Origin of the sequence: Yersinia rochesterensis (assembly GCF_003600645.1) — a bacterium.
In the GTDB taxonomy this organism is placed as follows: Bacteria; Pseudomonadota; Gammaproteobacteria; order Enterobacterales; family Enterobacteriaceae; genus Yersinia; species Yersinia rochesterensis.
The window spans coordinates 3,727,731-3,752,368 of record NZ_CP032482.1 but is presented as its reverse complement, the minus strand read 5'-3'; the positions used below and the strand labels follow the sequence as shown (position 1 = coordinate 3,752,368).

Below are 24,638 nucleotides of genomic sequence, written 5' to 3'. Positions count from 1 at the left end.
GGCTGGAAGTGGTATCCGGCAGGCACAAAAACAGAGAATGACGTGATGGACATCGTATTTATTGAGGAACTCAGTGTCATAACCACCATCGGTGTTTATGACTGGGAGCAGACCATTCAGCAGAAGCTGGTGTTCGATATCGAAATGGGCTGGGATAATCGTAAAGCCGCTGCTAGCGATGATGTAAATGATTGTCTGAGCTACGCAGATATTAGTGACGCCGTTATCAAACACGTAGAATCTCAGCGTTTTGCGCTGGTCGAGCGGGTCGCTGAAGAGATTGCCGAGTTATTGTTACAGCAGTTTAAGTCACCTTGGGTGCGGGTTAAGGTGAGTAAACCGGGGGCGGTCGCTCAGGCGCGCAATGTCGGTGTAGTGATTGAGCGCGGTCAGCGGTCTCACTGATTTTTATTACACCACGACATAAAAATGCAACGCTGTATAGATAATGTGGCCTGAATTATTGATTAACGTGATATTTTTTACATGCTGAAATTGAACGGCATGATTTTGTTAACGGCCAATATAATTTTTCACATTGCCGTTTTTTTGTGGATTTCTATTACAGGGCATTGGGTATCATAGATGACGGATATATATTCGCTGTTTGTAGCTTTTGTTTTGGGCGTGGTTGAAGGACTGACTGAGTTCCTGCCGGTTTCATCTACTGGGCATATGATTATTGTCGGCGAGCTATTGGGCTTTACCGGCGACAAAGCAAAAACCTTTGAAGTCATTATTCAGTTAGGGTCGATTCTGGCTGTGGTGGTGGTGTTCTGGCGGCGCTTATTCGGGCTTATTGGTATCCATTTTGGCAAAGTGCCTCATGAGGGTAAAACCAGCGGGCACCTGACCTTGGGCCATATTTTACTGGCGATGATCCCTGCGGTCGGTTTGGGGTTGGCTTTCCACGACGTCATTAAATCGTTATTTAATCCGCAAAGTGTCATGTACGCCTTGGTTGCTGGTGGTTTGCTCTTACTGGCGGCAGAGTGGTTTAAACCTAAAAATCCGAAGGCCATTGGGCTGGATGATATTACCTATCGCCAAGCCTTTGCTATTGGTTGCTTCCAGTGTTTGGCATTATGGCCAGGTTTCTCGCGATCCGGTGCAACCATTTCAGGCGGGATGTTGGTCGGTGTGAACCGCTATGCGGCCTCTGAATTTTCCTTTATTTTGGCCGTCCCAATGATGCTCGGGGCCAGCGCTTTAGATTTGTATAAAAGTCTACATTTCCTGAGCTGGGGCGATTTACCGATGTTTGCTGTCGGGTTTATTACTGCATTTATCGTCGCACTGATTGCTATCAAAACCTTCCTGTCACTGATTAAGCGTATCTCTTTCGTGCCTTTTGCGATTTATCGCTTTATTGTCGCGGGAGCGGTGTACTGGGTCTTTATGTAACGGCATTGTGGTCACGGAATATAAAAACGCCCTGAATTTTCAGGGCTTTTTTATTTATATCTAGGTAATGATTTAGGGTGAAATCACTTCTTGAGTTTGTTTCCATTGGGCTAAGGCTTGTTGACGGCGGCGTTTCAGTTCATCTCGAATAGCCAAACCTTGTAGCCCACTGGCGACTATTTCCTGCACCGACACTCCATTAGCAATATGGTATGCCGCGCGTAAGTAATCGCCCTGTGGATAAGGGTTTTCTTCAAATCCGGTGCGACCCCGGGCATCTGCCTCGCTGGTCATTATCATCTGCTCAAGGCGCTCTGGTTTGCGCCAAACATCAATAGCATCAAACAGTTTAAGCAGAGTTTCAGGGCGGAGCTTATTCGCCGTATGAATAAGATCGTGGTATTCCGCCACTAGTTTGGCTAAATCACGCACTGGATTCGGCACCCGTAAACGCTGGCATAGCTGCTCGACTAATTTGACTCCTGCAGGGCCATGTCCATGATGATGGGGCCAAAATTCTTTCGGTGTCAGCCCTTTACCTAAATCATGACAAAGCGCAGCAAAGCGCACGTCAACTTCAGGGCTGAGCTGAGCGGCAATAGCTAGCGTCATCAGAGTGTGGATGCCGGTATCAATTTCCGGATGCCATTTTTCTGGTGCAGGCACGCCAAATAGGCGCTCAATTTCGGGGAACAGTACAGCCAGTGCACCGCAATCGCGTAATACCTGAAAATAGATCTGCGGGCTTTGGGTTTTCAGTGCTTTTTCAGTCTCTTTCCACACTCGTTCGGGTGTTAGAGCCGAAAGTTCGCCACTTTTGGCCATTGAGGCCATCAATGATTGAGTCTCTGGGGCTACCGTAAAGCCCAAGTGAGCAAAACGGGCGGCGAAACGGGCAACACGCAAAACACGCAGCGGATCTTCACCAAATGCATCAGAGACATGGCGTAACACGCGGTTCTCTAAGTCTTGCCGGCCATTGTAGGGATCAAATAGCTCCCCCTCATGGCTGCGGGCAATGGCGTTGATGGTCAAATCGCGGCGCAGTAAATCTTCTTCCAGTGTGACATCGGGGGCGGCGTAGCAAGTGAAGCCGGTATAGCCCTGACCTGATTTACGTTCGGTGCGGGCCAATGCATATTCTTCATGGCTGTCGGGGTGAAGAAATACCGGGAAATCTTTACCCACCTGCTGGTAGCCCCGCGCCAGCAGCTGTTCTGGCGTAGCGCCCACCACCACCCAATCCTGCTCGGTGACCGGTAGATTTAATAGGCTGTCGCGTACGGCACCGCCGACCAGATAAATCTTCATATTAACCCTTTGTTCTTGACGTTGTAGCGTTGTTGGCCGCTCTCTTTCACCCGAATTACTTACTTGTGTAAGCTCATCGGGATTCATTCGTTTGCCGCCTAGCTACAATGCCAATGACTGTGGGTTACCCTTTGTTCTTGACGTTGTAGCGCAGGTGTAAAAGACGATTTTATATCTGGTCGCTAAAATGACCAGTCGTCAGTTCAGTATAGTTGGGAGATGGAAACTAATTAAACAGGCTACCCTGGCAGATAGCCTAATTGTTCATTCTGGACGCCGGTAAGCGCTATCAGTTCATCCAGCGATTATTCTTTTTACGGCTGGGTATCAGATGTGGCAGCACTAAACCAATCAGCAGGCCGATACCGGCTACACCGCCACCGTACATAAACCATTGCAGAATAATAGTGCGCTGCTTGTCATCCAATTGCAGATTCACGGCGCTGACTTTCTTCTGAGCAACGATTAACTGGTTTTTCAGTGACTCATTTTCTTTTTGTAATTCGGAAATCACACTGTCGCTGGCAGCCACTTTTTGTTGCATTTCTGCGGTGCGCTGATTCCAGCTATTATCAATATTAGCCAGTTTATCTGTCAGTGTTTTGACCTGTTGTTCAAGGTCAGGAACCCGGACGCGCAAGCTGGGGGTTTCGCTCAATTGATCCAGTGGGATCCAGGTGGTTTTACCTTTGCTGTCGCGGATTTGGCCGTAATTTGTGCTGTCATTAACGCTTATCAAGGTAACTTCATCCCCACCTTTTAGCGTGCCAACAATACGGTATTGGTTACCGGGGCCGCTATGAACGTAGGTATCCAGCTCATCAGAGATGTAGCGTTTTTCTTCAGCGTAAGCGCCCAGGGAAATACTGAGACTGAGCACTGCGAGGCAAATTAGGCGTAATTTCTGCATTAGAGAGTCATTTATGAGTGAATTTATGGGACGATAGTAGTGTGTTCAGTTTGCCGACGCAACGCATAAACCGGAATGAGAACTATCTTACTCTCATAGGCAGTGCGGCTTGGGCCATTTTTTTGTTTATTTTTAACCGCACTGAAAATTTGTCTTATGAAGCCTTAGGATAGACTTGTGAAAACAGGTTAAAATAGAGTTTGACTCAGGGCTGCCGCGTGCGTGTTTTTTGTTTTAAAGCAGAGAAATTAGTGTAAAACAGGCAAATCACGGCGAAAGAGGCATAATGCCCGTAATCTCGCAACATACCGGTGTGAATGAAATTATGACCGTTGAAATAGAATTAAAATTTATTGCTACTCCTGCGGCCATTGCCGCTTTACCGGAGCGAATCACCTCTTGGCAAAGCCAGCATTTTGCGCCGCAAACTCTGACGAATATCTATTTTGAAACGGCGGATAACCGTCTACGCCAACATGATATTGGTTTACGAATTCGTGGTTATGACGGCCGCTATGAAATGACGGTTAAAACTGGCGGTAAAGTCGTCGGCGGTTTACATCAACGGCCTGAATATAACGTTGATCTTGATAGCGAGAAGTTAGATTTAGCGCGTTTCCCTGCCGATATTTGGCCGGAAGGTTGGGTGGTTGATGCGCTACAAGACGAATTGCAGCCGTTATTCCGTACCGATTTTACTCGTGAGAAGTGGGTAATCACTTACGGTGAGAGCGAGATAGAGCTTGCCCTTGACCAAGGTACAATCTCATCTAAAGCTGCGGATGGCAGCAATGAGCTGTCAGAGCCACTGAGCGAGATTGAGTTGGAGCTTAAAAAAGGTAATCAGGCAGATTTACTGGCACTGGCGGCTGAGCTGGCACAAATCGGCGGTTTGCGTCAGGGGAATTTGAGTAAAGCGGCTCGCGGTTATCATTTGGCACAAGGTAATCCCCCGCGTGAATTGCGCCCATTGTTGGTCTTGCAGCCCGCGCCGAAATCTACCGTCGAACAGGGAATGATTGCGGGGCTAGAAATGGCGTTGGATCACTGGCAATACCACGAAGAGCTATGGTTGCGCGGTGAACCAGCAGCTAAGGCTATGATTATTGAAGCTTTAGGTATGGTTCGCCAAACCTTGGCTATTTTCGGCGGATTGGTGCCACGTAAAGCCAGCACCGAATTACGCGCTTTATTGTTAGCGCTAGAACCCCAGTTAGAGCCGAAAAATGCCAATGCCGAGGTCATCTGCTATAGCGCCGATTATCTGAAATGTAAGTTAGCGCTCACATCGTGGCTGGTGACTGCTGGCTGGCGGCCATTTATGGATGACAAAGCGCTGGCTAAATTTAATGGCTCATTTAAACGCTTCTGCGACATCATGCTCAGCCGCAGTGCCGCTGATCTGAAAGAGGCCTTTGGTCATCATCTGGATGATGATGGCTATTTGGCACAACTCCCGCGTTTAAACCGGCAGATTATGGCGTTCCAATTACTCTCTGGTTTCTATCCACAAAATGAATGGCATCCATACATTGATGGCTGGTTTGGTCTACAACTGGCGATTATGGAACGGCAGGGCCACTGGCGTGATACCGCTCGTAAGGAAGCTTTAGCTCAGCCAGCGTTTTGGCTGAATGGTGCAGCTAGTTAATAGATAGCCGCTTGAGGAATGCTTTATGTTGCCACTCCCTTCGGAATTACAGATTCAGGCGCAGAATATACAGCAGCGCTTTAATGAGTTACCGGCTCCGCCGAGCTTGCGTGAAGAAGATATTGCAGTATTGGCGTTGAGTGATTTTGTCAGTGACATGTTACTGATTCATCCTGATTGGCTGGATGAGCTGCATCAGCAGCCGCCACAACCGCAGGAGTGGCAATTTTATCCACAATGGCTTAGTCAAGCACTGGCCGAGGTGCAAGACGAAGCCGCGCTATTAGCGGCGCTGCGGCTATTTCGTCGTCGGATTATGGTGCGCATTGCCTGGTCTCAGGCGCGAGAGACCAGCACCACGACAGAGACTTTGCAACAGCTCAGTTGGTTGGCTGAAAGCATGATTGTTGCTGCGCGCGATTGGCTATATCAGGCTTGTTGTCGTGAGTTTGGCACGCCCTGTAATGCGGATAATGTGCCGCAGCCCTTGCTGATTTTGGGCATGGGGAAATTAGGCGGCGGTGAACTGAATTTCTCGTCGGATATCGACTTGATTTTTGCTTACCCGGAAAATGGTCAGACTCAGGGCGGGCGGCGTCAGTTGGATAATGCTCAGTTTTTTACCCGCTTGGGCCAACGGCTGATTAAGGCGTTAGACCAGCAAACTATCGACGGTTTTGTCTATCGTGTGGACATGCGTTTGCGCCCATTTGGCGATAGCGGCCCACTGGTGCTGAGTTTTGCCGCACTGGAAGATTATTACCAAGAACAAGGGCGCGATTGGGAGCGCTACGCTATGGTGAAAGCTCGCCTGATGGGCGGTGCGGAAGACCATTACAGCAAGGAACTGCGCCAAACCCTACGGCCCTTTGTTTTCCGCCGTTATATTGATTTCAGTGTGATTCAGTCATTGCGTAACATGAAAGGGATGATTGCCCGTGAAGTGCGCCGGCGCGGTCTGAAAGACAATATCAAACTGGGGGCGGGTGGAATTCGTGAAATCGAGTTTATCACCCAGGTATTTCAGTTGATTCGAGGGGGCCGCGAACCGCGTCTGCAACAGCGCGCTTTGCTGCCGACCTTACAGGCTGTGGCAGAGCTAGGATTATTGCCGGAACAACAGGTGGCCGCGCTCAGTGGTAGCTATCTGTTTTTGCGCCGTTTAGAGAATCTGTTGCAAGCTATTGGCGATGAGCAAACACAAACATTACCCAGTGACGCGCTAAATCAGGCCCGATTAGCTTGCGGTATGGGCTATGCAGATTGGGCTGCTCTGAGTGCCGCGTTAGAGCATAATATGCAAGCTGTGCGCTTAGTCTTTGATGACCTAATTGGCGACGATACCCCCGATATTGGCGAAGATCCTTGCCATGGTTTGTATAAAAGCTTGTGGCAGGATGCATTGGAAGAGAGTGATTTAGCCCCTCTGACTCCGCATTTAGACGAAGCAGCGCGCCGCCAGTTGTTGACCACTATTCATCATTTTCGCCATGATGTTGATAAACGCACTATTGGCCCGCGTGGTCGTGAGGTACTGGACCAACTGATGCCGCGTCTGTTTGCTGAGGTTTGCCCACGGCCCGATGCTAATGTTGCCCTCAGCCGCCTGATTCAATTGCTGCTGAGTATCGTGACCCGCACCACCTATCTGGAATTGCTGGTCGAATACCACGCGGCACTAAAACATGTTATTCGCTTATGTTCTGCCTCTCCGATGGTCGCCAGCCAGTTAGCCCGCTACCCCCTGTTATTGGATGAACTGCTCGATCCTCAATCTCTCTATCAGCCGTTGGAACCCAGCGCTTATCGTGATGAATTACGTCAATATTTGTTGCGGGTGCCACCCGATGATGAAGAGCAACAACTGGAAGCATTGCGCCAGTTTAAACAGGCTCAACAATTGCGTATTGCCGCCGGAGATATCACCGAGGCGCTGCCGGTAATGAAAGTGAGCGATCACTTAACCTACCTGGCGGAGGCCATTATTGATGCGGTTATCCAGCAAGCCTGGGGGCAGATGGTGGCGCGTTATGGTCAGCCCAGCCATTTGCAGCAGCGCGAGGGCCGTGGTTTCGCGGTGATTGGTTATGGCAAATTGGGGGGCTGGGAGTTGGGTTACAGCTCAGATTTGGATCTGGTATTCCTGCTCGATTGCCCGCTGGATGTGATGACAGACGGCGAGCGGAGCATTGATGGCCGCCAATTCTATTTGCGTTTAGCCCAGCGCGTAATGCATTTGTTCAGCACTCGCACCTCGTCAGGGATTCTGTATGAAGTTGATGCGCGGCTAAGGCCATCCGGGGAAGCGGGTATGTTGGTGAGCACCGTCGAGGCTTTTGCTGATTACCAACAAAATGAAGCTTGGACGTGGGAGCATCAAGCGCTGGTGCGCGCCCGCATTGTCTATGGTGACCCTGAGTTGCATCAAGAGTTTGATGCCATTCGCCAACATATCCTTTGCCGTCATCGCGAAGACCCGCAATTACAGCAAGAGGTCCGCGAAATGCGCGAGAAGATGCGCAATCATTTGGGCAGTAAACAGCGCGATATCTTTGATATCAAAGCCGATGAGGGCGGGATCACTGATATTGAGTTTATCGCGCAATATTTAGTGTTGCGCTATGCCGCCAGTGAGCCGCGTTTGACCCGCTGGTCTGATAATGTGCGAATTTTCGAGTTAATGGCCAATTACGACATTATGCCGGAGGCAGAAGCGGCGGCATTGACTCGCGCTTATGTCACCATGCGTGATGAGATTCATCATCTGGCCTTGCAGGAGCAATCTAGCAAGGTCTCTGCTGATTGTTTTGCCGCAGAAAGAGCACAGGTAGCCGCCAGTTGGCATAAATGGTTGGTTGCAGCGCCGACCGGCGCATAGATTCCAGTTATTAGCGTAGATTCCAGTTATTAATAGTATGCAAGGTGTCTGTGATATTATCCGGCACCATATATATTCGTCATACTTCAAGCTGCATGTGTGTTGGCCGCGCTCAATCACCCGAGTCATTGACTAGCGTCGACTCATCGGGATTTACTCGCTTGCCGCCTTCCTGCAACTCGAATTATTTAGAGTATAACAAACACAAAATGGGAGCGAAGAGATGTGTGTTTTCGGGGTTAATAACAGCTCACTTTGGGGGGCTAACGTATGAAAGTCACGCTGCCTGATTTTCGCCGCGCCGGTGTTTTAGTCGTTGGTGATGTCATGTTAGACCGTTATTGGTATGGCCCAACCAGCCGGATTTCACCCGAAGCACCGGTGCCGGTGGTCAAAGTTGATACCATCGAAGAACGCCCTGGTGGTGCCGCGAACGTCGCAATGAACATCGCTTCCCTTGGCGCTATCTCCCGATTAGTGGGATTGACTGGGATTGATGATGCCGCGCGCGCACTGACCAGCAAGCTCAATGAAGTGCAGGTGCGTTGTGATTTTGTTTCGGTGCCCACTCACCCGACTATCACCAAGCTACGGGTACTTTCCCGTAATCAGCAGCTCATTCGCCTGGATTTCGAAGAAGGTTTTGATGGTGTTGACCCTCAACCTATCTTTGAGCGCATTCAACAAGCGCTACCACAGATTGGTGCTCTGGTGCTGTCCGACTATGCCAAAGGCGCACTGAACAGTGTGCAGGCGATGATCCAACTGGCGCGAAAAGCCAAAGTTCCGGTGCTTATCGATCCTAAAGGCAGCGATTTTGAACGTTATCGCGGCGCAACCCTGCTGACACCTAATTTGTCCGAGTTTGAAGCGGTGGTCGGTCATTGCAAAAATGAAGAAGAATTGGTGAGCCGTGGTATGAAGCTGGTAGCCGATTTTGAGCTTTCAGCTTTGCTGGTCACCCGCTCAGAGCAAGGGATGACCTTGCTACAGCCGGGCAAACCGCCATTACATTTACCGACTCAAGCACAAGAAGTATTTGATGTGACCGGTGCCGGTGACACGGTTATTGGGGTGTTGGCTGCTGCATTGGCGGCGGGAAATACACTTGAAGAATCTTGCTTCCTGGCGAATGCCGCTGCTGGCGTGGTGGTCGGTAAATTGGGGACGTCGACAGTTTCTCCAATTGAGCTGGAAAATGCTATCCGTGGCCGTGCTGAAACAGGTTTCGGCGTGATGGATGAGCAACAACTGAAAAAAGCGGTGGCGCAAGCCCGCCAGCGCGGCGAAAAAGTCGTGATGACCAACGGCATCTTTGACATTCTCCATGCCGGTCATGTTTCTTACTTAGCCAATGCTCGCAAGCTGGGTGACCGCCTGATTGTGGCGGTGAACAGCGATGCTTCCACCAAACGATTGAAAGGTGAAAAACGCCCCGTAAATCCATTGGATCAGCGCATGATTGTCTTGGGCGCACTGGAAGCCGTGGATTGGGTGGTGCCATTTGAAGAAGATACCCCGCAGCGCTTAGTTGCTGATATTTTGCCGGATTTACTGGTGAAAGGTGGCGATTATAAACCGGATGAAATTGCCGGTAGCGCAGAAGTGTGGGCCGCTGGTGGGGAAGTGAAAGTGCTGAATTTTGAAGATGGTGTTTCGACCACTAATATTATTCAGTCCATCAAGAATGGCCGAGGTTGAGTCTGCTCTAGTTTAGTCGTGTTATGCCCAAATTAATTTGGATATGGGTCAGTTATAAATATAGAAAAGGCGAAGCGTGTGAGTGGACTAAAACAGGAGTTGAGTCTGGCACAGGGAGTCGGGTTGTTGTCCACCTCATTGCTGGGAACCGGTGTCTTTGCCGTGCCAGCACTGGCGGCAATGCTGGCGGGGGCGGATAGTTTATGGGCCTGGCCGCTATTGATAGTGCTGGTTTTCCCGATTGCTATCGCCTTTGCTGCTTTAGGCCGTCATTTTCCCAGTGCTGGTGGCGCAGCCCATTTCGTTACCATGGCATTCGGGCCGAAGCTCGGGAAAGTCACCGGTTGGCTCTTTTTGTCCGTCATTCCAGTCGGTTTACCTGCTGCGTTACAAATAGCTGCAGGTTTCTGGCAAGCCACTTTTGGCTGGAGTGATACCGGGTTATTGATGGTGCAATTGGCGACCTTACTGGTTATTTGGCTGCTGGGGACTCGCAGCGCGGGTTCTAGTGCTAATGTGCAGACATTGATTGCCTTGCTGGTTATCGCGCTAGTGGTGGCTATTTGGTGGCAGGGCGATATTCAGCTATCACAGATACCTTGGCCCGCACCGCAAGATATTTCCCCCTCAAATATGTTTAGCGCGCTGGCCGTGATGTTCTGGTGCTTTGTCGGGCTGGAAGCTTTCGCGCACCTGGCGACAGAATTCCGTCATCCAAAACGTGATTTTCCGCGCGCGCTGATGGTCGGATTGTTGGTCGCCGGGGCGGTCTACTGGGGATGCACTGTGGTGGTACTGCATTTCCATGCTTATGGTGAGCAGCAAGCGGCCGCGGCTTCATTGCCGGGAATTGTGGTGCAATTGTTTGGTGAACATGCGCTGTGGATTGCCTGCATTATTGGTTATTTGGCCTGTTTTGCCAGTGTGAATATCTATACTCAAAGTTTTGCCCGCATGGTGTGGTCACAAGCGCAGGTGCGCCCACAAAGTAAGCTGGCGCAGCTGTCTGCTGGGCAAACACCGGTCAATGCACTGACTGCGGTGGTCGGCAGTTGCCTGCTCTTTACTCTGCTGACTTACTGGCTGTCTCTGCCATTGGATTTACTGATTGTTTACGCCAACGGCATTTTTGTGCTGATTTATTTATTGTGCATGCTGGCGGGTATTCGCTTATTAAGTGGGCGCTCGCGGGTGATGTCGGTGATTGGCAGTATTCTGTGTTGTGTATTGCTGGTGATGATTGGTTGGAAAAGCTTATACGCCTTACTGATGTTTGCACTGTTGTGGATGCTGATGTCCAGACGGCGAGAGTCAGTCATACCGCTATAAAAAGGGCGCCATACGGCGCCCTAATGATAACTGGCGACTAATTTATACCTTACTCGCCCGTCTTATCATCAATCGCGGCTGTTGTATCAACGGCGGCCGGAGCACTGTTGAATTTGGCTTCCAGTTCGCCCATGCGTTGTTCCAACAACGCCAGTTTTTCTCTGGTGCGTAGCAATACTTGAGTTTGGACGTCGAACTCTTCACGATTAACCAAATCCAGGCGGGTTAACTGCGATTGCAGCACTAGCCGAATTTTTTTTTCGACGTCGTCCCCGAATTCGCGAATACCTTTTGGCATAGACTCATGCACCTGGCGGGCGATTTGTTCAATTTTTTTCGGGTCAATCATGGTATTTCCCTAATTAGATGTGAAGTTACTCTTACTAGTGTAATACTTGCTGCCGAATGTATAAACCTCCGCACATCACCATTTTGGTAATTGCTCCGACGAATCAATAGCGTTATAGTCACAGGGCTTATTCTCAGGGCGGGGTGCAAGTCCCCACCGGCGGTAAATTGTGTTGCGGCATTTCGTGTCGTGGTGCAAAAGCCCGCGAGCGCTCACGTTGTTTCTCTTATCAAAGAGAGCAGGGTAGAGGTCAGCAGACCCGGTGTAATTCCGGGGCCGACGGTTATAGTCCGGATGGGAGAGAGTAACGGTATCTGCCGGGCTTATAGCCCGCTTGCGTTATTTCGGCTATTTCTATTGTTAGATGAAGAATGGCCCTTTACTCCTCAAGACCGCCCTGATTCTGGTAATCCATAATTTTAATGAGGTTTTTTACCATGAATCAGACCCTTCTATCAGATTTTGGCACGGCTGTTGAGCGTGTGGAACGTGCTATTGATGCGCTGCGTAATGGCCGTGGTGTTATGGTGTTGGATGACGAAAGTCGTGAAAACGAAGGCGATATGGTTTTTGCTGCTGAAACAATGACTGTTGAGCAAATGGCACTGACTATCCGCCACGGCAGTGGCATTGTGTGCCTGTGTATCACTGACGAACGGCGTCAACAGCTTGATTTACCGATGATGGTGAGCAACAACTCCAGCCAGTTCCAAACGGCATTTACCGTGACCATTGAAGCGGCTAAAGGCGTGACGACTGGCGTTTCTGCTGCTGACCGTCTGACCACTATCCGCGCGGCAATTGCTGATAACGCGAAACCTGCTGACCTTAATCGCCCTGGTCATGTATTCCCGCTGCGCGGACAGCCAGGCGGCGTATTATCCCGCCGTGGTCATACTGAAGCTTCTATCGATCTGGCGACACTGGCAGGCTACAAACCTGCGGGCGTATTGTGTGAACTGACCAATGACGACGGTAGCATGGCACATGCACCAGAAGTGATTGAGTTCGCTAAATTACATGATATGCCAGTCGTGACTATTGATGATTTGGCTGAGTACCTCCAGTCTCAAGAAAAAAAAGCCAGCTGATTTCTGATGGCAATATCTGCTGATATTGTCTCTGGATAATTTGGTTTACCCACCGGGTTGCTATCATTCTATCGAATAGATCGCCGCCCGGTTATTTTTGACTTTCACCCCCCCGATCTTTGGTATTTTCTCGCTACTTTCCTCTTCAAATTTATTGAATATCTTCATCATCGTTATCCGGCTGTGTAATGAAAAAAAAGCGCGTAATGTACTTCTTATGATTTAAGCGCCACACTTTTTCTTAACAGTAAGGATTATCTATGAACACCTCTCGTATGCCTGCACTGTTTCTCGGCCACGGTAGCCCGATGAACGTGTTGGAAGAAAACAGCCACACTCAGGCATGGCGTGCGTTGGGTGAGACGTTACCTCGCCCTAAGGCGATTTTGGCCATTTCTGCTCACTGGTATACCCGTGGTACAGCGGTAACCGCTATGGAAAAACCTCGGACTATCCATGATTTTGGTGGCTTCCCGCAGGCGTTGTTTGATACTGAATATCCGGCCCCAGGCTCTCCAGAGCTGGCAGCCCAGATTCAGCAATTGTTGGCGCCTATCGCCGTGCGAGCGGATACCAGTGAATGGGGGCTAGACCACGGCAGTTGGGGGGTGTTGATCAAAATGTACCCTGACGCGGATATTCCTGTGGTGCAATTGAGTATTGATGGCACCCAACCGGCGGCGTATCACTATGAATTAGGGCGTAAGTTGGCGGTGCTGCGTGAGCAGAGGGTCATGATTGTCGCCAGTGGTAATGTGGTGCATAACTTGCGTATGGTGAGATGGCAGGGCGAAAGCAACCCTTACCCATGGGCGGAGTCTTTCAACCAATTTGTGAGGGATAACCTGAATTATCAAGGTGATAATCACCCATTGATCAATTTTATGCAGCATGAAGGGGCTGAATTGTCCAACCCGTCGCCCGAGCATTATCTGCCATTACTGTATGTATTGGGGGGTTGGGATGGTAAAGAGCCGATTTCGATTCCAACCGATGGGATTGAGATGGGGTCGCTGAGTATGCTGTCGGTTAAGCTAGGCTAATACCCTTCGCCCTTGACGGCTACAGCGTTGTTAGCTGCGTTCTTTCACCCGAATCACTGACCTGAGTCAGCTCATCGGGATTATGAGCCTCTATGAAGCTCACCCTATGGGCCAGCGCAAGCGCTGTTCAACATGGTTTACAACCAAGTTGTCATTCACTTGCTGCCTGGCTGTAACGCCAATGACTTTGGGTATTTACTGATAAAATTGAACCAGGGGGAACGTGCCGTTGGGGCCACTTTTAGTTTCAAATACCAGTGCGTGAGCCGTCGGAGCGCCCATAGGTGCGGTAAACCCTTGGCTCACGGTATGTTGTGTAGTCTTAGCCCAAAATGATGTGCGGGTAAAAACGTGACAGATCTTGGGTGATCAATTCACGATCTTCGCGCAAACCAATACCACAAGGCTGATCATTCACCAGCCAACTACCAATTAGGGTATAGCTGTCACCGAACTTAGGTAATGGGTGGAATTGCTGAACAATCATACCCTCTTCACCATATGGCCCATCAACTCGCGCCACTTCTTTACCGTTTTCCACTATCTGAATATTGGCACCTTCCCGCGAGAATAGCGGCTTGGTGACATAATGATCCATAACTGGATGATCATCTTCAGCAAAGTAAGCAGGCAACAGATTAGGGTGATTTGGGAACATTTCCCACAGTAACGGCAGCAGGGCTTTATTGGAAATAATGCTCTTCCAGGCCGGTTCCAGCCAGCGTACGCCAGCATCTTCCAATTTAGTGGAGAACATTTCGCGGAACATAAATTCCCACGGATAGAGCTTGAACAAATTACTGATAACTTGATTATCCAAGTCGGTAAATTGCCCTTTTTCGCCTAAGCCAATTTCTTCCATAAACATGAATTCAGTTGGCAGGCCAGCTTCCAGTGCGCAATCTTGCAGATATTGCACAGTACCACGATCTTCTTCACTGTCTTGGCAGCAAGCCAGATGCAGCAAACTAAAACCATGGTTGTCGCGCAAATCAACAAAACGCTCAATCAGCTTCTCTTGCATGCTGTTGAACTGGTCAGAATCCTGACTCAAATTGCCTGCATTGATCTGGTCTTCCAACCATAGCCATTGGAAAAAAGCGGCTTCATATAGTGAGGTTGGTGTATCTGCGTTATTTTCCAGCAGCTTAGCCGGATTTACACCGTCATAGGCCAGATCAAGACGCGAATAGAGAGAAGGTTGATTAGACTTCCAAGAGCTACGAACAAAATCCCAGCAATGTTTCGGAATGCGGAATTTTGCCATCATTTGATCGCTATTGACTACTTTTTCAACCACTTGCAGACACATCTGATGCAACTCTGCGGTGGTGTCTTCCAACTCTTCAATTTGTGCCAGTGTGAATTCGTAATAAGCATCTTCACACCAGTACGGCTCGCCATACATGGTGTGGAAACGGAAACCAAATTCGGTGGCTTTTTCGCGCCAGTCCGGGCGTTCGCTAATCGCTAAACGTTTCATTAATCAGACCTTAGCCACCCATGCTGCGCGTGCTGGTTTTGGATGATGTCGCGGCACTACGTTGCATAGAAGATTGTTTAGCTACTGACTCACCAAAACCGCCACGAGTGATGGTATTGGTCACCGCAGGTTTCGGTGCCATTGCAGTTCTTGGCACTGTCATGGTGCGGCCCGTGGTGGCTGAACCAAAGTTTTTACCCGTTGCGTCAACAAACTTGCCACTCGCCGGGCTATTTGGTGCTTTAGAGGTAAACAATGGCTGACTTGCACCACCGCCCATCATGCGGCCCATCATATAACCGGCCATCAGTGGCATCCACATGCTGCCGCTTTGCTGCGGCGCTGCTGCTGTTGTTTCAGTAGATGATGAAGACGTTGGTACCATACCGGCTTGTGCTGGTGCTTGGGTACACTGTGATTCACCAAATTCAGCCACGCAATCTTCACGGGTTGAGTATTTCGGTGCAGTTTTAGCCGCTTCCTGCAACGCAGTGTTGTAAGCCGTGGTACATTCCGCGCTCTTGGACGGATTTGCTGCAGAGCAATCATCAGCATTTTGATACAAAGAGACGGTTTCATCGGTTTTTTCGCAGCCAGCCAGCATAAATACAGCACTGACAGCTAAAGCTACTGGCGCGAGGCGGTAGCTGCGCCAGGATTTACGGAAAGTCTCTTGATTGATGTTTTGAGTCCGTTTCATCATTATTTGTCTCATTTCCGGGCGTTCAATGCCCTTTCCCAGTAAGTGTCCTAAGAATAGGGGAAATGTGTATGAAATTAAAGCTTGAGGGACGATGAGGTGCAGACTTTACAAAGCTATACGAAATGCTGCGAGTCGCTTCGCTTTTTTCATTGACGAAAGATGCTGGGGAGTCAAGGAGGGAAATAAAAAACCGGGCACAGCTTGATGCCGTACCCGGTGAGTTCACATTCGTAAAAATCAGTTACGGAATGGGTTGCTGTTACCAGCAGCGGCGCTGGCCGGCTGGCTAACAGTTGTCGCACGCGGTGTAGCTCGAGTGCTGGTGCCATCGGCATAAGCATTCTGGTTAGCATCATCCGGTGCCAAGCTGGTGGCTGATGTTGGGACGGGTTTATCCAGTACACCATTCAGGGCCATCAGATCGTTCATGTTCAATGTACCCAGTGCTGACTGGATATTTAATTGGTTTATCAGGTAGTTATAACGCGCGTCGGCCAATTGCTGTTTGGATTGATACAAGTTAGTCGTCGCAGTCAACACATCCAGAATGGTACGCGTTCCTACTTGATAACCTGCTTCCATTGCATCTAATGAGCTTTGGTTAGAAATAACCACTTGCTCATAAGCCTTAATGCTGCTGATGGAGGCTGAAATATTATTAAATGAGGAGCGTACAGTTTGCACCACACTACGGTGTGCGCTTTCCAACTGCTCACTCGCCCCGACGAAATTGTATTGCGCCTGTTTCACTGAGGAATTAGTCGCCCCACCGCTGTACAGCGGTAAGCTCAGTTGCACGCCAATTTTGTTCTGACCAGCATCCATGTTTGCTTGCTGGGTGCTTGGAGTGCCGCCGCTGTAGCGAGTATTGGTGACTGAAGTTGATGCCGTTAAATCGATAGTTGGCATGTAGCCTGTTTCTGCCGACTTAATCTGCTCACGAGCCAAATCTTGGCTCAAACGAGCAGAAAGCAAAGAAAGGTTACGTTTTTCAGCTTCTTTCAACAGATTATTTACCGCTTGTGGGCGTTCTGTCTTCAAGCGAGATACATTCAGCGACGCCAGTTCAGGGTAATAAACACCGGTAATTTGACGCAGATTTTCCAGCGCGTTATCCAGGTTATTACGAGCCGTCACTTCCGCTGCTAACACGGTATCGTAGCTAGCACGGGCGTTTTGCACATCAGTAATAGCCACTAAACCGACATTAAAACGCTGAGTCGTTTGGTCTAACTGGCGATACACAGATTGTTTCTGCGCTTCAGTATAAGACAGGCTATCAATGGCTCTGAGAACATTAAAATAGGCAGTTGCCGTGTTCAAGATCAAAGCTTGTTCATTGGTCTGGAACGTCACGTCCTGAATACCGGCGGCTTTCTCTTGTAAAGTCAGAGCGCGCCATTTAGACATGTCGAAAATGGTCTGAGTCAGTTGTAGAGAGCCTGATGTTGCATTGCTATCCGGGCTGTCAGAGGCATCGCGGAAACCATTAGTATGGGTGTAACCGGCACCTAAACCAAGCTGTGGTAACAGCGGGCTGCGAGCTTCATTAATTTTTTCGTATGCAGCATCGCGGTCAGCCGCAGATTTGCGTAAATCCGGGTTACTATCCCTGGCTTGCTTATAAACTTGCAGCAAGTTCTCTGCCTGGCTCATGCTACTGAAACCAGCCAGACTCAGCCCGATAAGAAGGGGGAGCAGTTTCTTCATTTGCAGTCCTTGTTGTGCAGCAGTTGTGCGGCAATATTACTATGGTAGTTGTCGATAGACGAATTGTTGCCGATTCTATCAGAGTCTGCCAATGGGATAAGGTGGCTGATTGTGCCATCTCGCCTAAATTTACTTAAATCTATCACAAAGCTAAATGACTATTCAGACAACTAACTTGTATCACACTATTTTTGTCAAATAATCTTTATAAAACCGTCTTTATAAAATTGCCAACCTCTATTAGCCTGACTGGCATTCATTCATGCTGTCATTAAAAGTCACTATTCAGGCTAGATACTCAAGTAAGGAAATAAGCTATGACATCAAAACAACCCTCACCGGTGACCTTCGGCACGAAGGATGTGGAAATTATTGCACGTGAAACACGGTACAGGGGTTTTTTTTTACTGGATGTGTACCGGTTTCGTCATCGTTTGTTTAATGGCGAAATGAGTGGAGAAGTTAAACGCGAAATTTTTGAGCGCGGCCATGCTGCCGTGCTATTACCTTACGACCCCGTGCGCGATGAAGTGGTGCTGGTTGAACAAATACGGATTGCCGCCATTGACAGCAGCCGGTCGCCTTGGTTATTAGAAATGGTGGCAGGGATGATTGAAGAGGGCGAAACCGTCGAGGAAGTGGTACGTCGCGAAGCTGAAGAAGAAGCGGGAATTCATGTTGGCCGCTGCAAACCGGTGCTCAGTTATTTAGCCAGTCCCGGAGGTACCAGTGAGCGCTTATCTATCATGGTTGGGGAAGTCGATGCGACGACCGCGAGTGGGGTTCATGGGCTGGCCGATGAAAATGAAGATATCCGGGTGCATGTTGTCAGCCGTGAACAAGCTTATCGTTGGGTTGAAGAGGGTGTTATTGATAATGCAGCCTCAGTCATTGCACTACAATGGTTGGCGTTGCACCATCAATCGCTAAGAGCAGAGTGGCAGTCATAAGAAAGAGAGAAAATAATGGGTAAGCGCTACACACCTGATTTTCCTGAAATGATGCGGATATGCGAAACTAACTTCGCGCAATTGCGTCGTTTGATACCGCGTGTCGATGAAGTGGGTGAAAGCGTGGCTTATCAGGTCAATAGCGCCAGTTATCAACTGACAATTATTGAATCAACCCGCTACACTTCTGTTGTCGAGATTGTGCAAACTGAGCCAGCTAGCAGTCATTGGAGCCTGCCATCTATGGTCGTACGGCTTTATCATGATGCGCAGGTCGCGGAAGTGTGTGCCAGTCAGCAGATCTCCCGCTTCAAAGCAAGTTATGATTATCCGAATAAAAAGTTGCATCAGCGGGACGAAAAGCATCAAATTAACCAGTTTCTTGCTGACTGGTTGCGCTATTGTTTGGCGCATGGAGCGGTGGCAGTTCCAGTTTGTTAGACAGACTTATAGCCTGACCAACTGAGATACAGAGACGTGATGAATCTGGTTGGGAAAGGTGCAAAAACAAGGACACCATTTGGAAAGCCTGTTTAAACTGCCTATGGCGAGTGGGGCCAGGGTTAGAATTTTACAAATAACAGATACCCACCTCTTTGCGGGGGAACATGAGACCTTGCTGGGTGTAAATACTTCTCGCAGTTATCGCGCTGTGTTAGATGCGATTATTGCTGAGCAACACCCCTTTGATCTTATTGTTGCGACCGGTGATTTGGCTCAGGATCATTCCGTTGCTGCATATCAGAATTTTGCTGAGGGTATCTCCCGTTTGCCAGCACCTTGTGTCTGGCTGCCCGGCAATCATGATTTCCAGCCCGCGATGGTGGATGCTCTAGCGAATGCCGATATCGCACCGTCAAAGCAGGTTCTGGTCGGTGATAATTGGCAAATACTGTTATTAGACAGCCAAGTTTTTGGTGTCCCTTACGGTGAACTAAGTGACTATCAATTGGAGTGGATGGAACGCTGTCTGATCGCGTATCCAGAACGCTACACATTGATATTATTGCACCATCACCCGATACCCTCGGGTTGCACTTGGCTTGATCAACATAGCCTACGCAACGCGCATATGCTGGCGGCTGTGCTGACTCGCTATCCGCGTGTGACCACCTTGTTGTGCGGCCATATTCATCAGGATCTGGATCTCGATTGGTATGGTAAGCGCCTGCTGGCCAGCCCTTCTACCTGTGTGCAGTTCAAACCGCACTGTACTAATTTTACACTGGATACTGTGGCACCGGGATGGCGCTACCTCGACTTGCTGCCTGATGGAAAACTTGAAACTGAGGTTCGTCGGTTAGCCAGTGATGAGTTCTGCCCGGACATGGACTCGGATGGTTATTGAATGAGTACGCTTCTATATATTCACGGCTTTAATAGCTCACCCAGCTCAGCCAAAGCAACCACATTCAAAAGTTGGTTGCAGCAACACCATCCTCATATTGAGATGCTGATACCGCAATTACCGCCTTATCCGGCGGAGGCCGCAGAAATGCTGGAAAGCATCGTAATGGATAAAGCCGGGCAATCCATCGGCATTGTAGGTTCTTCCCTCGGCGGTTATTTTGCTACCTGGCTTTCCCAGCGTTTCAGTATTCCCGCCGTGGTGGTTAACCCAGCAGTGCGGCCATTTGAGCTGCTCAGCGATTATCTGGGGGAAAATGAGAACCCCTACACTGGGCAACAATATGTGTTAGAGTCTCGACATATTTATGATCTGAAAGCCATGCAGATTGAAAAGTTGGGATCACCGGATTTACTCTGGTTATTGCAACAAACCGGGGATGAAATCCTCGATTACCGTCAAGCGGTTGCTTATTACACCCCTTGTCGGCAAACAGTAGAATCAGGTGGGAATCATGCCTTTGTCGGCTTTGATCATTATTTCTCCCCGATTGTAACTTTTTTAGGGCTAGCGACCGCTTAATATGGCGGTTTAAGCATCACCCGATACCGTAGGTTTTATTACTGCAGTGGGTATTGAACCGCAGGTCGTGATGGCCTGCCGGGCATGTCACCGCTAGCCTTCCAACCATTAGCCGAATATTAATCAAACCATGACTGAATCCAGCTATAACGCTGATGCCATTGAAGTACTCAGCGGTTTAGAACCAGTGCGTCGTCGTCCGGGAATGTACACGGACACCACGCGGCCAAACCACCTTGGTCAAGAGGTGATTGATAATAGCGTCGATGAAGCACTGGCAGGCCATGCCCGCCGCATTGACGTCATCCTGCACGCCGATCAATCACTGGAAGTTATTGATGATGGCCGTGGGATGCCGGTTGATATCCATCCAGAAGAGGGTGTTCCTGCGGTTGAACTGATTATGTGTCGTTTACATGCAGGCGGCAAATTCTCTAATAAAAACTATCAGTTTTCTGGTGGTTTGCACGGTGTGGGTATTTCGGTTGTTAACGCCTTATCCAAGCGGGTAGAAGTGACGGTGCGCCGTGATAGCCAAATCTACAGCATCGCCTTCGAAAATGGCGATAAAGTGCAGGATTTACAGGTTATCGGCACGTGCGGTAAGCGCAATACTGGGACTAGCGTACATTTCTGGCCGGATGTTTCTTTCTTCGACAGCCCACGTTTCTCTGTGTCCCGCTTGTCACATTTGCTGAAAGCGAAAGCAGTACTGTGCCCAGGTGTTGAAATCGTCTTTAAAGATCAGGTCAATAATACTGAGCAGCGCTGGTGTTATGCCGATGGTCTGACTGACTACCTGATGGAAGCAGTTAACGGCTTGATTACCTTGCCAGAAGTGCCGTTTGTCGGCTCTTTTTCCGGTGATACTGAAGCTATTGACTGGGCGCTGTTATGGTTACCAGAAGGTGGCGAGCTGCTGACTGAAAGCTACGTCAACCTGATTCCGACCATGCAGGGCGGCACTCACGTCAACGGCTTACGTCAGGGTTTACTGGATGCAATGCGCGAATTTTGTGAGTATCGCAATATTCTGCCACGGGGCATCAAACTCTCGGCGGATGATATCTGGGAGCGCTGTGCTTACGTGCTGTCAGTCAAAATGCAGGACCCACAATTTGCCGGCCAGACGAAAGAGCGACTTTCCTCACGTCAGTGCGCGGCCTTTGTCTCCGGCGTAGTAAAAGATGCTTTTAGCCTATGGCTGAATCAGAACGTACAAGCGGCTGAACAGTTGGCTGAGTTAGCTATTTCCAGCGCCCAGCGCCGTATGCGCGCGGCGAAGAAAGTGGTGCGCAAAAAACTGACCAGCGGCCCAGCATTGCCCGGCAAACTGGCCGATTGTACTTCGCAAGATTTGAGCATGACTGAACTGTTTCTGGTAGAAGGGGATTCTGCGGGCGGTTCTGCCAAGCAAGCGCGTGACCGCGAATATCAGGCGATCATGCCGCTGAAAGGCAAGATCTTGAACACTTGGGAAGTCTCTTCCGATGAGGTTCTTGCTTCGCAGGAAGTCCATGATATCTCAGTTGCGATTGGTATTGATCCAGACAGCGAAGACCTAAGCCAATTGCGCTACGGTAAAGTTTGTATCCTTGCGGATGCGGACTCCGATGGTTTGCATATTGCTACCTTGCTGTGTGCGCTGTTTGTTCGCCACTTCCGCGCACTGGTTCGCAATGGCCACGTGTATGTGGCGATGCCACCTTTGTATCGCATTGATTTAGGTAAAGAAGTGTTTTATGCACTGGACGAAGAAGAAAAAGCCGGTGTCCTGGAGCAACTGAAACGTAAACGCGGAAAGCCGAATGTGCAGCGCTTTAAAGGGCTGGGTGAAATGAACCCGTTACAGTTACGTGAAACGACCCTCGATCCTAATACTCGTCGTTTAGTGCAATTGACTATCGGTGACGACGATATTGATAAAACAATGGCCATGATGGATATGTTGCTGGCGAAGAAACGCTCTGAAGATCGCCGCAATTGGCTACAAGAGAAAGGGGATACCGCCGAGATCGAGGTCTGATCGATGACGGGATTTGATCGATGAAAGTGACGTTAGAAGAGTTGCAGGCGTTTATCTCAGTCGTCGACTGCGGCTCAATCACGGCGGCTGCGGAGCAACGCAGCCAGACCACATCCGGTATCAGTCGGGCATTGAGCCGGCTGGAACAGAAACTGGCGACCACTTTACTGCGCCGTACCACTCGGCGGTTGGAGCTGACGGAAGAGGGCGAATTGTTCCTCAATCATGCGCGGCAGATCCTCGGTGCGGTCGATGATGCTGAAGAGCAAATTGCTTTACGGCGACTGAAACCGGCTGGGCGACTGCGGGTGAATGCGGCAGCGCCTTTTATGCAGCATGTGATTGTGCCGATGATCACCGGTTTTCGAGCGCTATATCCGCAAATCATTCTTGAGCTGAATACTGACGACCTGAATATCGATTTGCTGCAACAACGCACTGATATCGCGATCCGCATTGGCGCGCTGCGCGACTCAACTATCCATGCGCGCCTGTTGGGTGCCAGCCGAGTGCGCATCCTCGCTAGCCCAGATTATCTGCAACGCCACGGCACTCCCCATACGATTGACGACTTGGCAAATCACAGTTTGCTTGGTTTTACTCAGCCAGAGTTTCTTAATCAGTGGTCGCTGCCTCATTTGCCGGGCGGGCGGGCGTCGATCATTCCTAATCTGGTTGCATCCAGTGGTGAAACACTGCGTTTATTGGCTTTACAGGGCGAAGGGATCGTCGAACTCTCTGATTTTATGACTCGAGAGGATCAATTGGCGGGGCGCTTAGTTGAAGTGATGGCTGAGCAAACTCTGGAAACCTGGCAGCCGATTAACGCGGTTTATTATCGTAATACTCAGCTTGCCGCGCGCATTACCTGTTTTCTGGATTATGTCAGTGAGCAGATTCAGTTGCAGGGCAGCCATTGGCTAAAAGATCCCCTTCGTTCTTAAAGCCGCAGGGGTGTTGGCCACTCTCACTTACCCGAATCACTTACTTGAGTAAGCTCATCGGGATGCGTTTGCTTGCCGCCTACCTGCAACTTCAATTACTTTGGGGATAAGTTGATTAAGCGTTATCCAAAATGTGGATGCTGACATCCAGTACATCATCTTTAATCACTTCACGATGCTGATGCATATGTTCCATCTGCAAATGTAACTCCAGATGATGAACACTTTGCCATTTTTCCAGCATGAAAATAGAGTCTGGCGAGTTCTTTTGCCAATCAAGCTGAGTCGGCACGTCAATCATTGGCACATAGCCACCACAACCTTCTTCTGCCAGCACCGCCGGTATTAGCTGCTCGATTGCGCCCAGCACTGCTTGGCGACGCCCCGGTTTAACCTTTATTTCTGCAAAAACAGTAATCATAGCAACCCCAATTTATATGTGATATCAAACGGCTTGATGCTTAAAGTTTTCGGCCAAATGCTGACGGTAACGGCTAATGTCACCTTCAATATCGGGTTGTTTAATCACATCGTTACATATAAATGTCGGCAATGGCTTCATGCCAAGGAACTGGTTTGCTTTATGGAAATGCAGGTAAACGCCATCAACTCCGACCCCTTCAAAGAACTGATTTGGATCGGTAAAGGCTTCAAGTGGTGCGTTCCAGGTCACTGAAAGCATATAGGTTTTACCCTGAATCAAACCACCAGAACCATAGCCCTTAGTGGCATCGGAGCGCGTGCGACCATCACTTTGGTACAGGCGGCCATGGCCATAGGTAAAGACTTCATCAATGTATTTTTTCAAAATCCAGGGTTCGCCCATCCACCAACCTGGCATTTGATAAATGACGGTGTCAGCCCAGAGATAATTTTCAATTTCACTTTCAATATCATAGCCTTGGTCAACAGTGGTGATTTTAACCTGATGGCCATTTTCTGGTAGAAAATCGGCAGCTACATTAGTGAGAGTCAGATTGAGCGCCCCTTTGGAGTGCGCAAATTCTTTCATTGCGTTAATAATTAGTATGTTACTCATTAGCATAATCCTATTAAAGCGGTGGGCCAGATACTGCCCAGCCCAGAATACTGAGTATGCTAATGGTTTTGCTACCAGAGAGAAATACACAATGATGCATAACACTATTGCTTAAGAAGCAACAAAACCTCGTGATTGGCTCCGCTACTGCTGCCAACACACATCGAGCTGGCCGTGAACCCGCCG

General features: G+C 49.3%; 22 protein-coding genes and 1 riboswitch. Of the genes, 14 read left to right on the top strand and 8 right to left on the bottom strand.

Annotation, left to right across the window (positions count from 1 at the left end):
• The first annotated feature begins 45 nt into the window (after positions 1 to 45).
• Positions 46 to 405 carry a bifunctional dihydroneopterin aldolase/7,8-dihydroneopterin epimerase gene (gene folB / locus DXZ79_RS17395; protein WP_038638932.1) on the top strand — a complete coding sequence of 120 codons (360 nt, stop codon included), beginning with the start codon at positions 46 to 48 and terminating at the stop codon, positions 403 to 405.
• A 180-nt stretch (positions 406 to 585) separates the two neighbouring features.
• Positions 586 to 1,404 (top strand): undecaprenyl-diphosphate phosphatase, encoded by an 819-nt coding sequence (gene bacA, locus DXZ79_RS17390; RefSeq protein ID WP_038638935.1) that lies wholly within the window; start codon positions 586 to 588, stop codon positions 1,402 to 1,404.
• Between the two features lie 72 nt (positions 1,405 to 1,476).
• Here the strand turns inward: bacA and DXZ79_RS17385 are convergent, their stop codons facing one another.
• Together DXZ79_RS17385 and DXZ79_RS17380 are read right to left on the bottom strand one after the other, a co-directional pair.
• On the bottom strand, positions 1,477 to 2,715 hold the full coding sequence (locus DXZ79_RS17385; RefSeq protein ID WP_038638937.1) for a multifunctional CCA addition/repair protein: 1,239 nt from the start codon (positions 2,713 to 2,715) through the stop codon (positions 1,477 to 1,479).
• A gap of 289 nt (positions 2,716 to 3,004) precedes the next feature.
• Complete coding sequence (locus DXZ79_RS17380; protein WP_004390145.1) at positions 3,005 to 3,625, bottom strand: TIGR04211 family SH3 domain-containing protein; 621 nt, start codon at positions 3,623 to 3,625, stop codon at positions 3,005 to 3,007.
• Between the two features lie 325 nt (positions 3,626 to 3,950).
• Between DXZ79_RS17380 and DXZ79_RS17375 the strand changes: the two genes are divergently transcribed.
• The 4 genes from DXZ79_RS17375 (at position 3,951) to yjeH (ending at position 11,184) form a co-directional block, all read left to right on the top strand.
• Positions 3,951 to 5,276 (top strand): CYTH domain-containing protein, encoded by a 1,326-nt coding sequence (locus DXZ79_RS17375; RefSeq protein WP_050292048.1) that lies wholly within the window; start codon positions 3,951 to 3,953, stop codon positions 5,274 to 5,276.
• 25 nt (positions 5,277 to 5,301) lie between these two features.
• On the top strand, positions 5,302 to 8,154 hold the full coding sequence (gene glnE / locus DXZ79_RS17370) for a bifunctional [glutamate--ammonia ligase]-adenylyl-L-tyrosine phosphorylase/[glutamate--ammonia-ligase] adenylyltransferase (protein ID WP_120011493.1): 2,853 nt from the start codon (positions 5,302 to 5,304) through the stop codon (positions 8,152 to 8,154).
• A gap of 270 nt (positions 8,155 to 8,424) precedes the next feature.
• The gene (gene hldE / locus DXZ79_RS17360) at positions 8,425 to 9,855 is read left to right on the top strand and encodes a bifunctional D-glycero-beta-D-manno-heptose-7-phosphate kinase/D-glycero-beta-D-manno-heptose 1-phosphate adenylyltransferase HldE (protein ID WP_038638943.1); all 1,431 of its coding nucleotides are present in this window, start codon (positions 8,425 to 8,427) and stop codon (positions 9,853 to 9,855) included.
• A 78-nt stretch (positions 9,856 to 9,933) separates the two neighbouring features.
• Entirely contained in the window at positions 9,934 to 11,184 is a 1,251-nt protein-coding gene (yjeH, locus tag DXZ79_RS17355; protein WP_038638945.1) for an L-methionine/branched-chain amino acid transporter, read from the top strand.
• A 49-nt stretch (positions 11,185 to 11,233) separates the two neighbouring features.
• Here yjeH and ubiK read toward each other — a convergent pair whose 3' ends face one another.
• The gene (ubiK, locus tag DXZ79_RS17350; protein WP_038638948.1) at positions 11,234 to 11,533 is read right to left on the bottom strand and encodes a ubiquinone biosynthesis accessory factor UbiK; all 300 of its coding nucleotides are present in this window, start codon (positions 11,531 to 11,533) and stop codon (positions 11,234 to 11,236) included.
• A gap of 125 nt (positions 11,534 to 11,658) precedes the next feature.
• Positions 11,659 to 11,843: riboswitch (FMN riboswitch) on the top strand.
• A 127-nt stretch (positions 11,844 to 11,970) separates the two neighbouring features.
• Here ubiK and ribB point away from each other — a divergent pair.
• Complete coding sequence (ribB, locus tag DXZ79_RS17345; RefSeq protein WP_038638951.1) at positions 11,971 to 12,624, top strand: 3,4-dihydroxy-2-butanone-4-phosphate synthase; 654 nt, start codon at positions 11,971 to 11,973, stop codon at positions 12,622 to 12,624.
• Between the two features lie 260 nt (positions 12,625 to 12,884).
• Positions 12,885 to 13,667 carry a 4,5-DOPA-extradiol-dioxygenase gene (gene ygiD, locus DXZ79_RS17340; protein ID WP_038638954.1) on the top strand — a complete coding sequence of 261 codons (783 nt, stop codon included), beginning with the start codon at positions 12,885 to 12,887 and terminating at the stop codon, positions 13,665 to 13,667.
• 322 nt (positions 13,668 to 13,989) lie between these two features.
• Here the strand turns inward: ygiD and DXZ79_RS17335 are convergent, their stop codons facing one another.
• The 3 genes from DXZ79_RS17335 to tolC all read right to left on the bottom strand — a co-directional run bounded on the left by DXZ79_RS17335 (position 13,990) and on the right by tolC (position 17,563).
• Complete coding sequence (locus tag DXZ79_RS17335; protein ID WP_038638957.1) at positions 13,990 to 15,150, bottom strand: glutathionylspermidine synthase family protein; 1,161 nt, start codon at positions 15,148 to 15,150, stop codon at positions 13,990 to 13,992.
• A gap of 10 nt (positions 15,151 to 15,160) precedes the next feature.
• Positions 15,161 to 15,850: a DUF1190 family protein gene (locus DXZ79_RS17330; RefSeq protein ID WP_038640039.1), complete on the bottom strand. Its 690-nt coding sequence runs from the start codon at positions 15,848 to 15,850 to the stop codon at positions 15,161 to 15,163.
• Positions 15,851 to 16,090: 240 nt separating this feature from the next.
• Positions 16,091 to 17,563: an outer membrane channel protein TolC gene (tolC, locus tag DXZ79_RS17325; protein ID WP_038638960.1), complete on the bottom strand. Its 1,473-nt coding sequence runs from the start codon at positions 17,561 to 17,563 to the stop codon at positions 16,091 to 16,093.
• A 317-nt stretch (positions 17,564 to 17,880) separates the two neighbouring features.
• On the opposite strand from tolC, the gene nudF reads away from it, so the two are divergent.
• The 6 genes from nudF to DXZ79_RS17295 all read left to right on the top strand — a co-directional run bounded on the left by nudF (position 17,881) and on the right by DXZ79_RS17295 (position 23,413).
• Positions 17,881 to 18,513, top strand: coding sequence for an ADP-ribose diphosphatase (gene nudF / locus DXZ79_RS17320; RefSeq protein ID WP_038638963.1), 633 nt, complete (start codon positions 17,881 to 17,883; stop codon positions 18,511 to 18,513).
• A gap of 15 nt (positions 18,514 to 18,528) precedes the next feature.
• Positions 18,529 to 18,954, top strand: coding sequence for a DUF1249 family protein (locus DXZ79_RS17315; protein ID WP_038638966.1), 426 nt, complete (start codon positions 18,529 to 18,531; stop codon positions 18,952 to 18,954).
• Between the two features lie 79 nt (positions 18,955 to 19,033).
• Positions 19,034 to 19,861 carry a 3',5'-cyclic-AMP phosphodiesterase gene (gene cpdA, locus DXZ79_RS17310; protein ID WP_038638969.1) on the top strand — a complete coding sequence of 276 codons (828 nt, stop codon included), beginning with the start codon at positions 19,034 to 19,036 and terminating at the stop codon, positions 19,859 to 19,861.
• On the top strand, positions 19,862 to 20,443 hold the full coding sequence (yqiA, locus tag DXZ79_RS17305; RefSeq protein ID WP_038638972.1) for an esterase YqiA: 582 nt from the start codon (positions 19,862 to 19,864) through the stop codon (positions 20,441 to 20,443).
• 130 nt (positions 20,444 to 20,573) lie between these two features.
• Positions 20,574 to 22,469 carry a DNA topoisomerase IV subunit B gene (gene parE, locus DXZ79_RS17300; protein ID WP_042562482.1) on the top strand — a complete coding sequence of 632 codons (1,896 nt, stop codon included), beginning with the start codon at positions 20,574 to 20,576 and terminating at the stop codon, positions 22,467 to 22,469.
• A 20-nt stretch (positions 22,470 to 22,489) separates the two neighbouring features.
• On the top strand, positions 22,490 to 23,413 hold the full coding sequence (locus tag DXZ79_RS17295; RefSeq protein ID WP_120011492.1) for a LysR family transcriptional regulator: 924 nt from the start codon (positions 22,490 to 22,492) through the stop codon (positions 23,411 to 23,413).
• 115 nt (positions 23,414 to 23,528) lie between these two features.
• On the opposite strand, the gene DXZ79_RS17290 is transcribed toward DXZ79_RS17295, so the two are convergent.
• Together DXZ79_RS17290 and DXZ79_RS17285 are read right to left on the bottom strand one after the other, a co-directional pair.
• Positions 23,529 to 23,834, bottom strand: a complete 306-nt coding sequence (locus DXZ79_RS17290) for a putative quinol monooxygenase (RefSeq protein WP_038638978.1) — start codon at positions 23,832 to 23,834, stop codon at positions 23,529 to 23,531.
• A gap of 24 nt (positions 23,835 to 23,858) precedes the next feature.
• On the bottom strand, positions 23,859 to 24,452 hold the full coding sequence (locus DXZ79_RS17285) for an NAD(P)H-dependent oxidoreductase (protein WP_038638982.1): 594 nt from the start codon (positions 24,450 to 24,452) through the stop codon (positions 23,859 to 23,861).
• Positions 24,453 to 24,638: the final 186 nt, after the last annotated feature.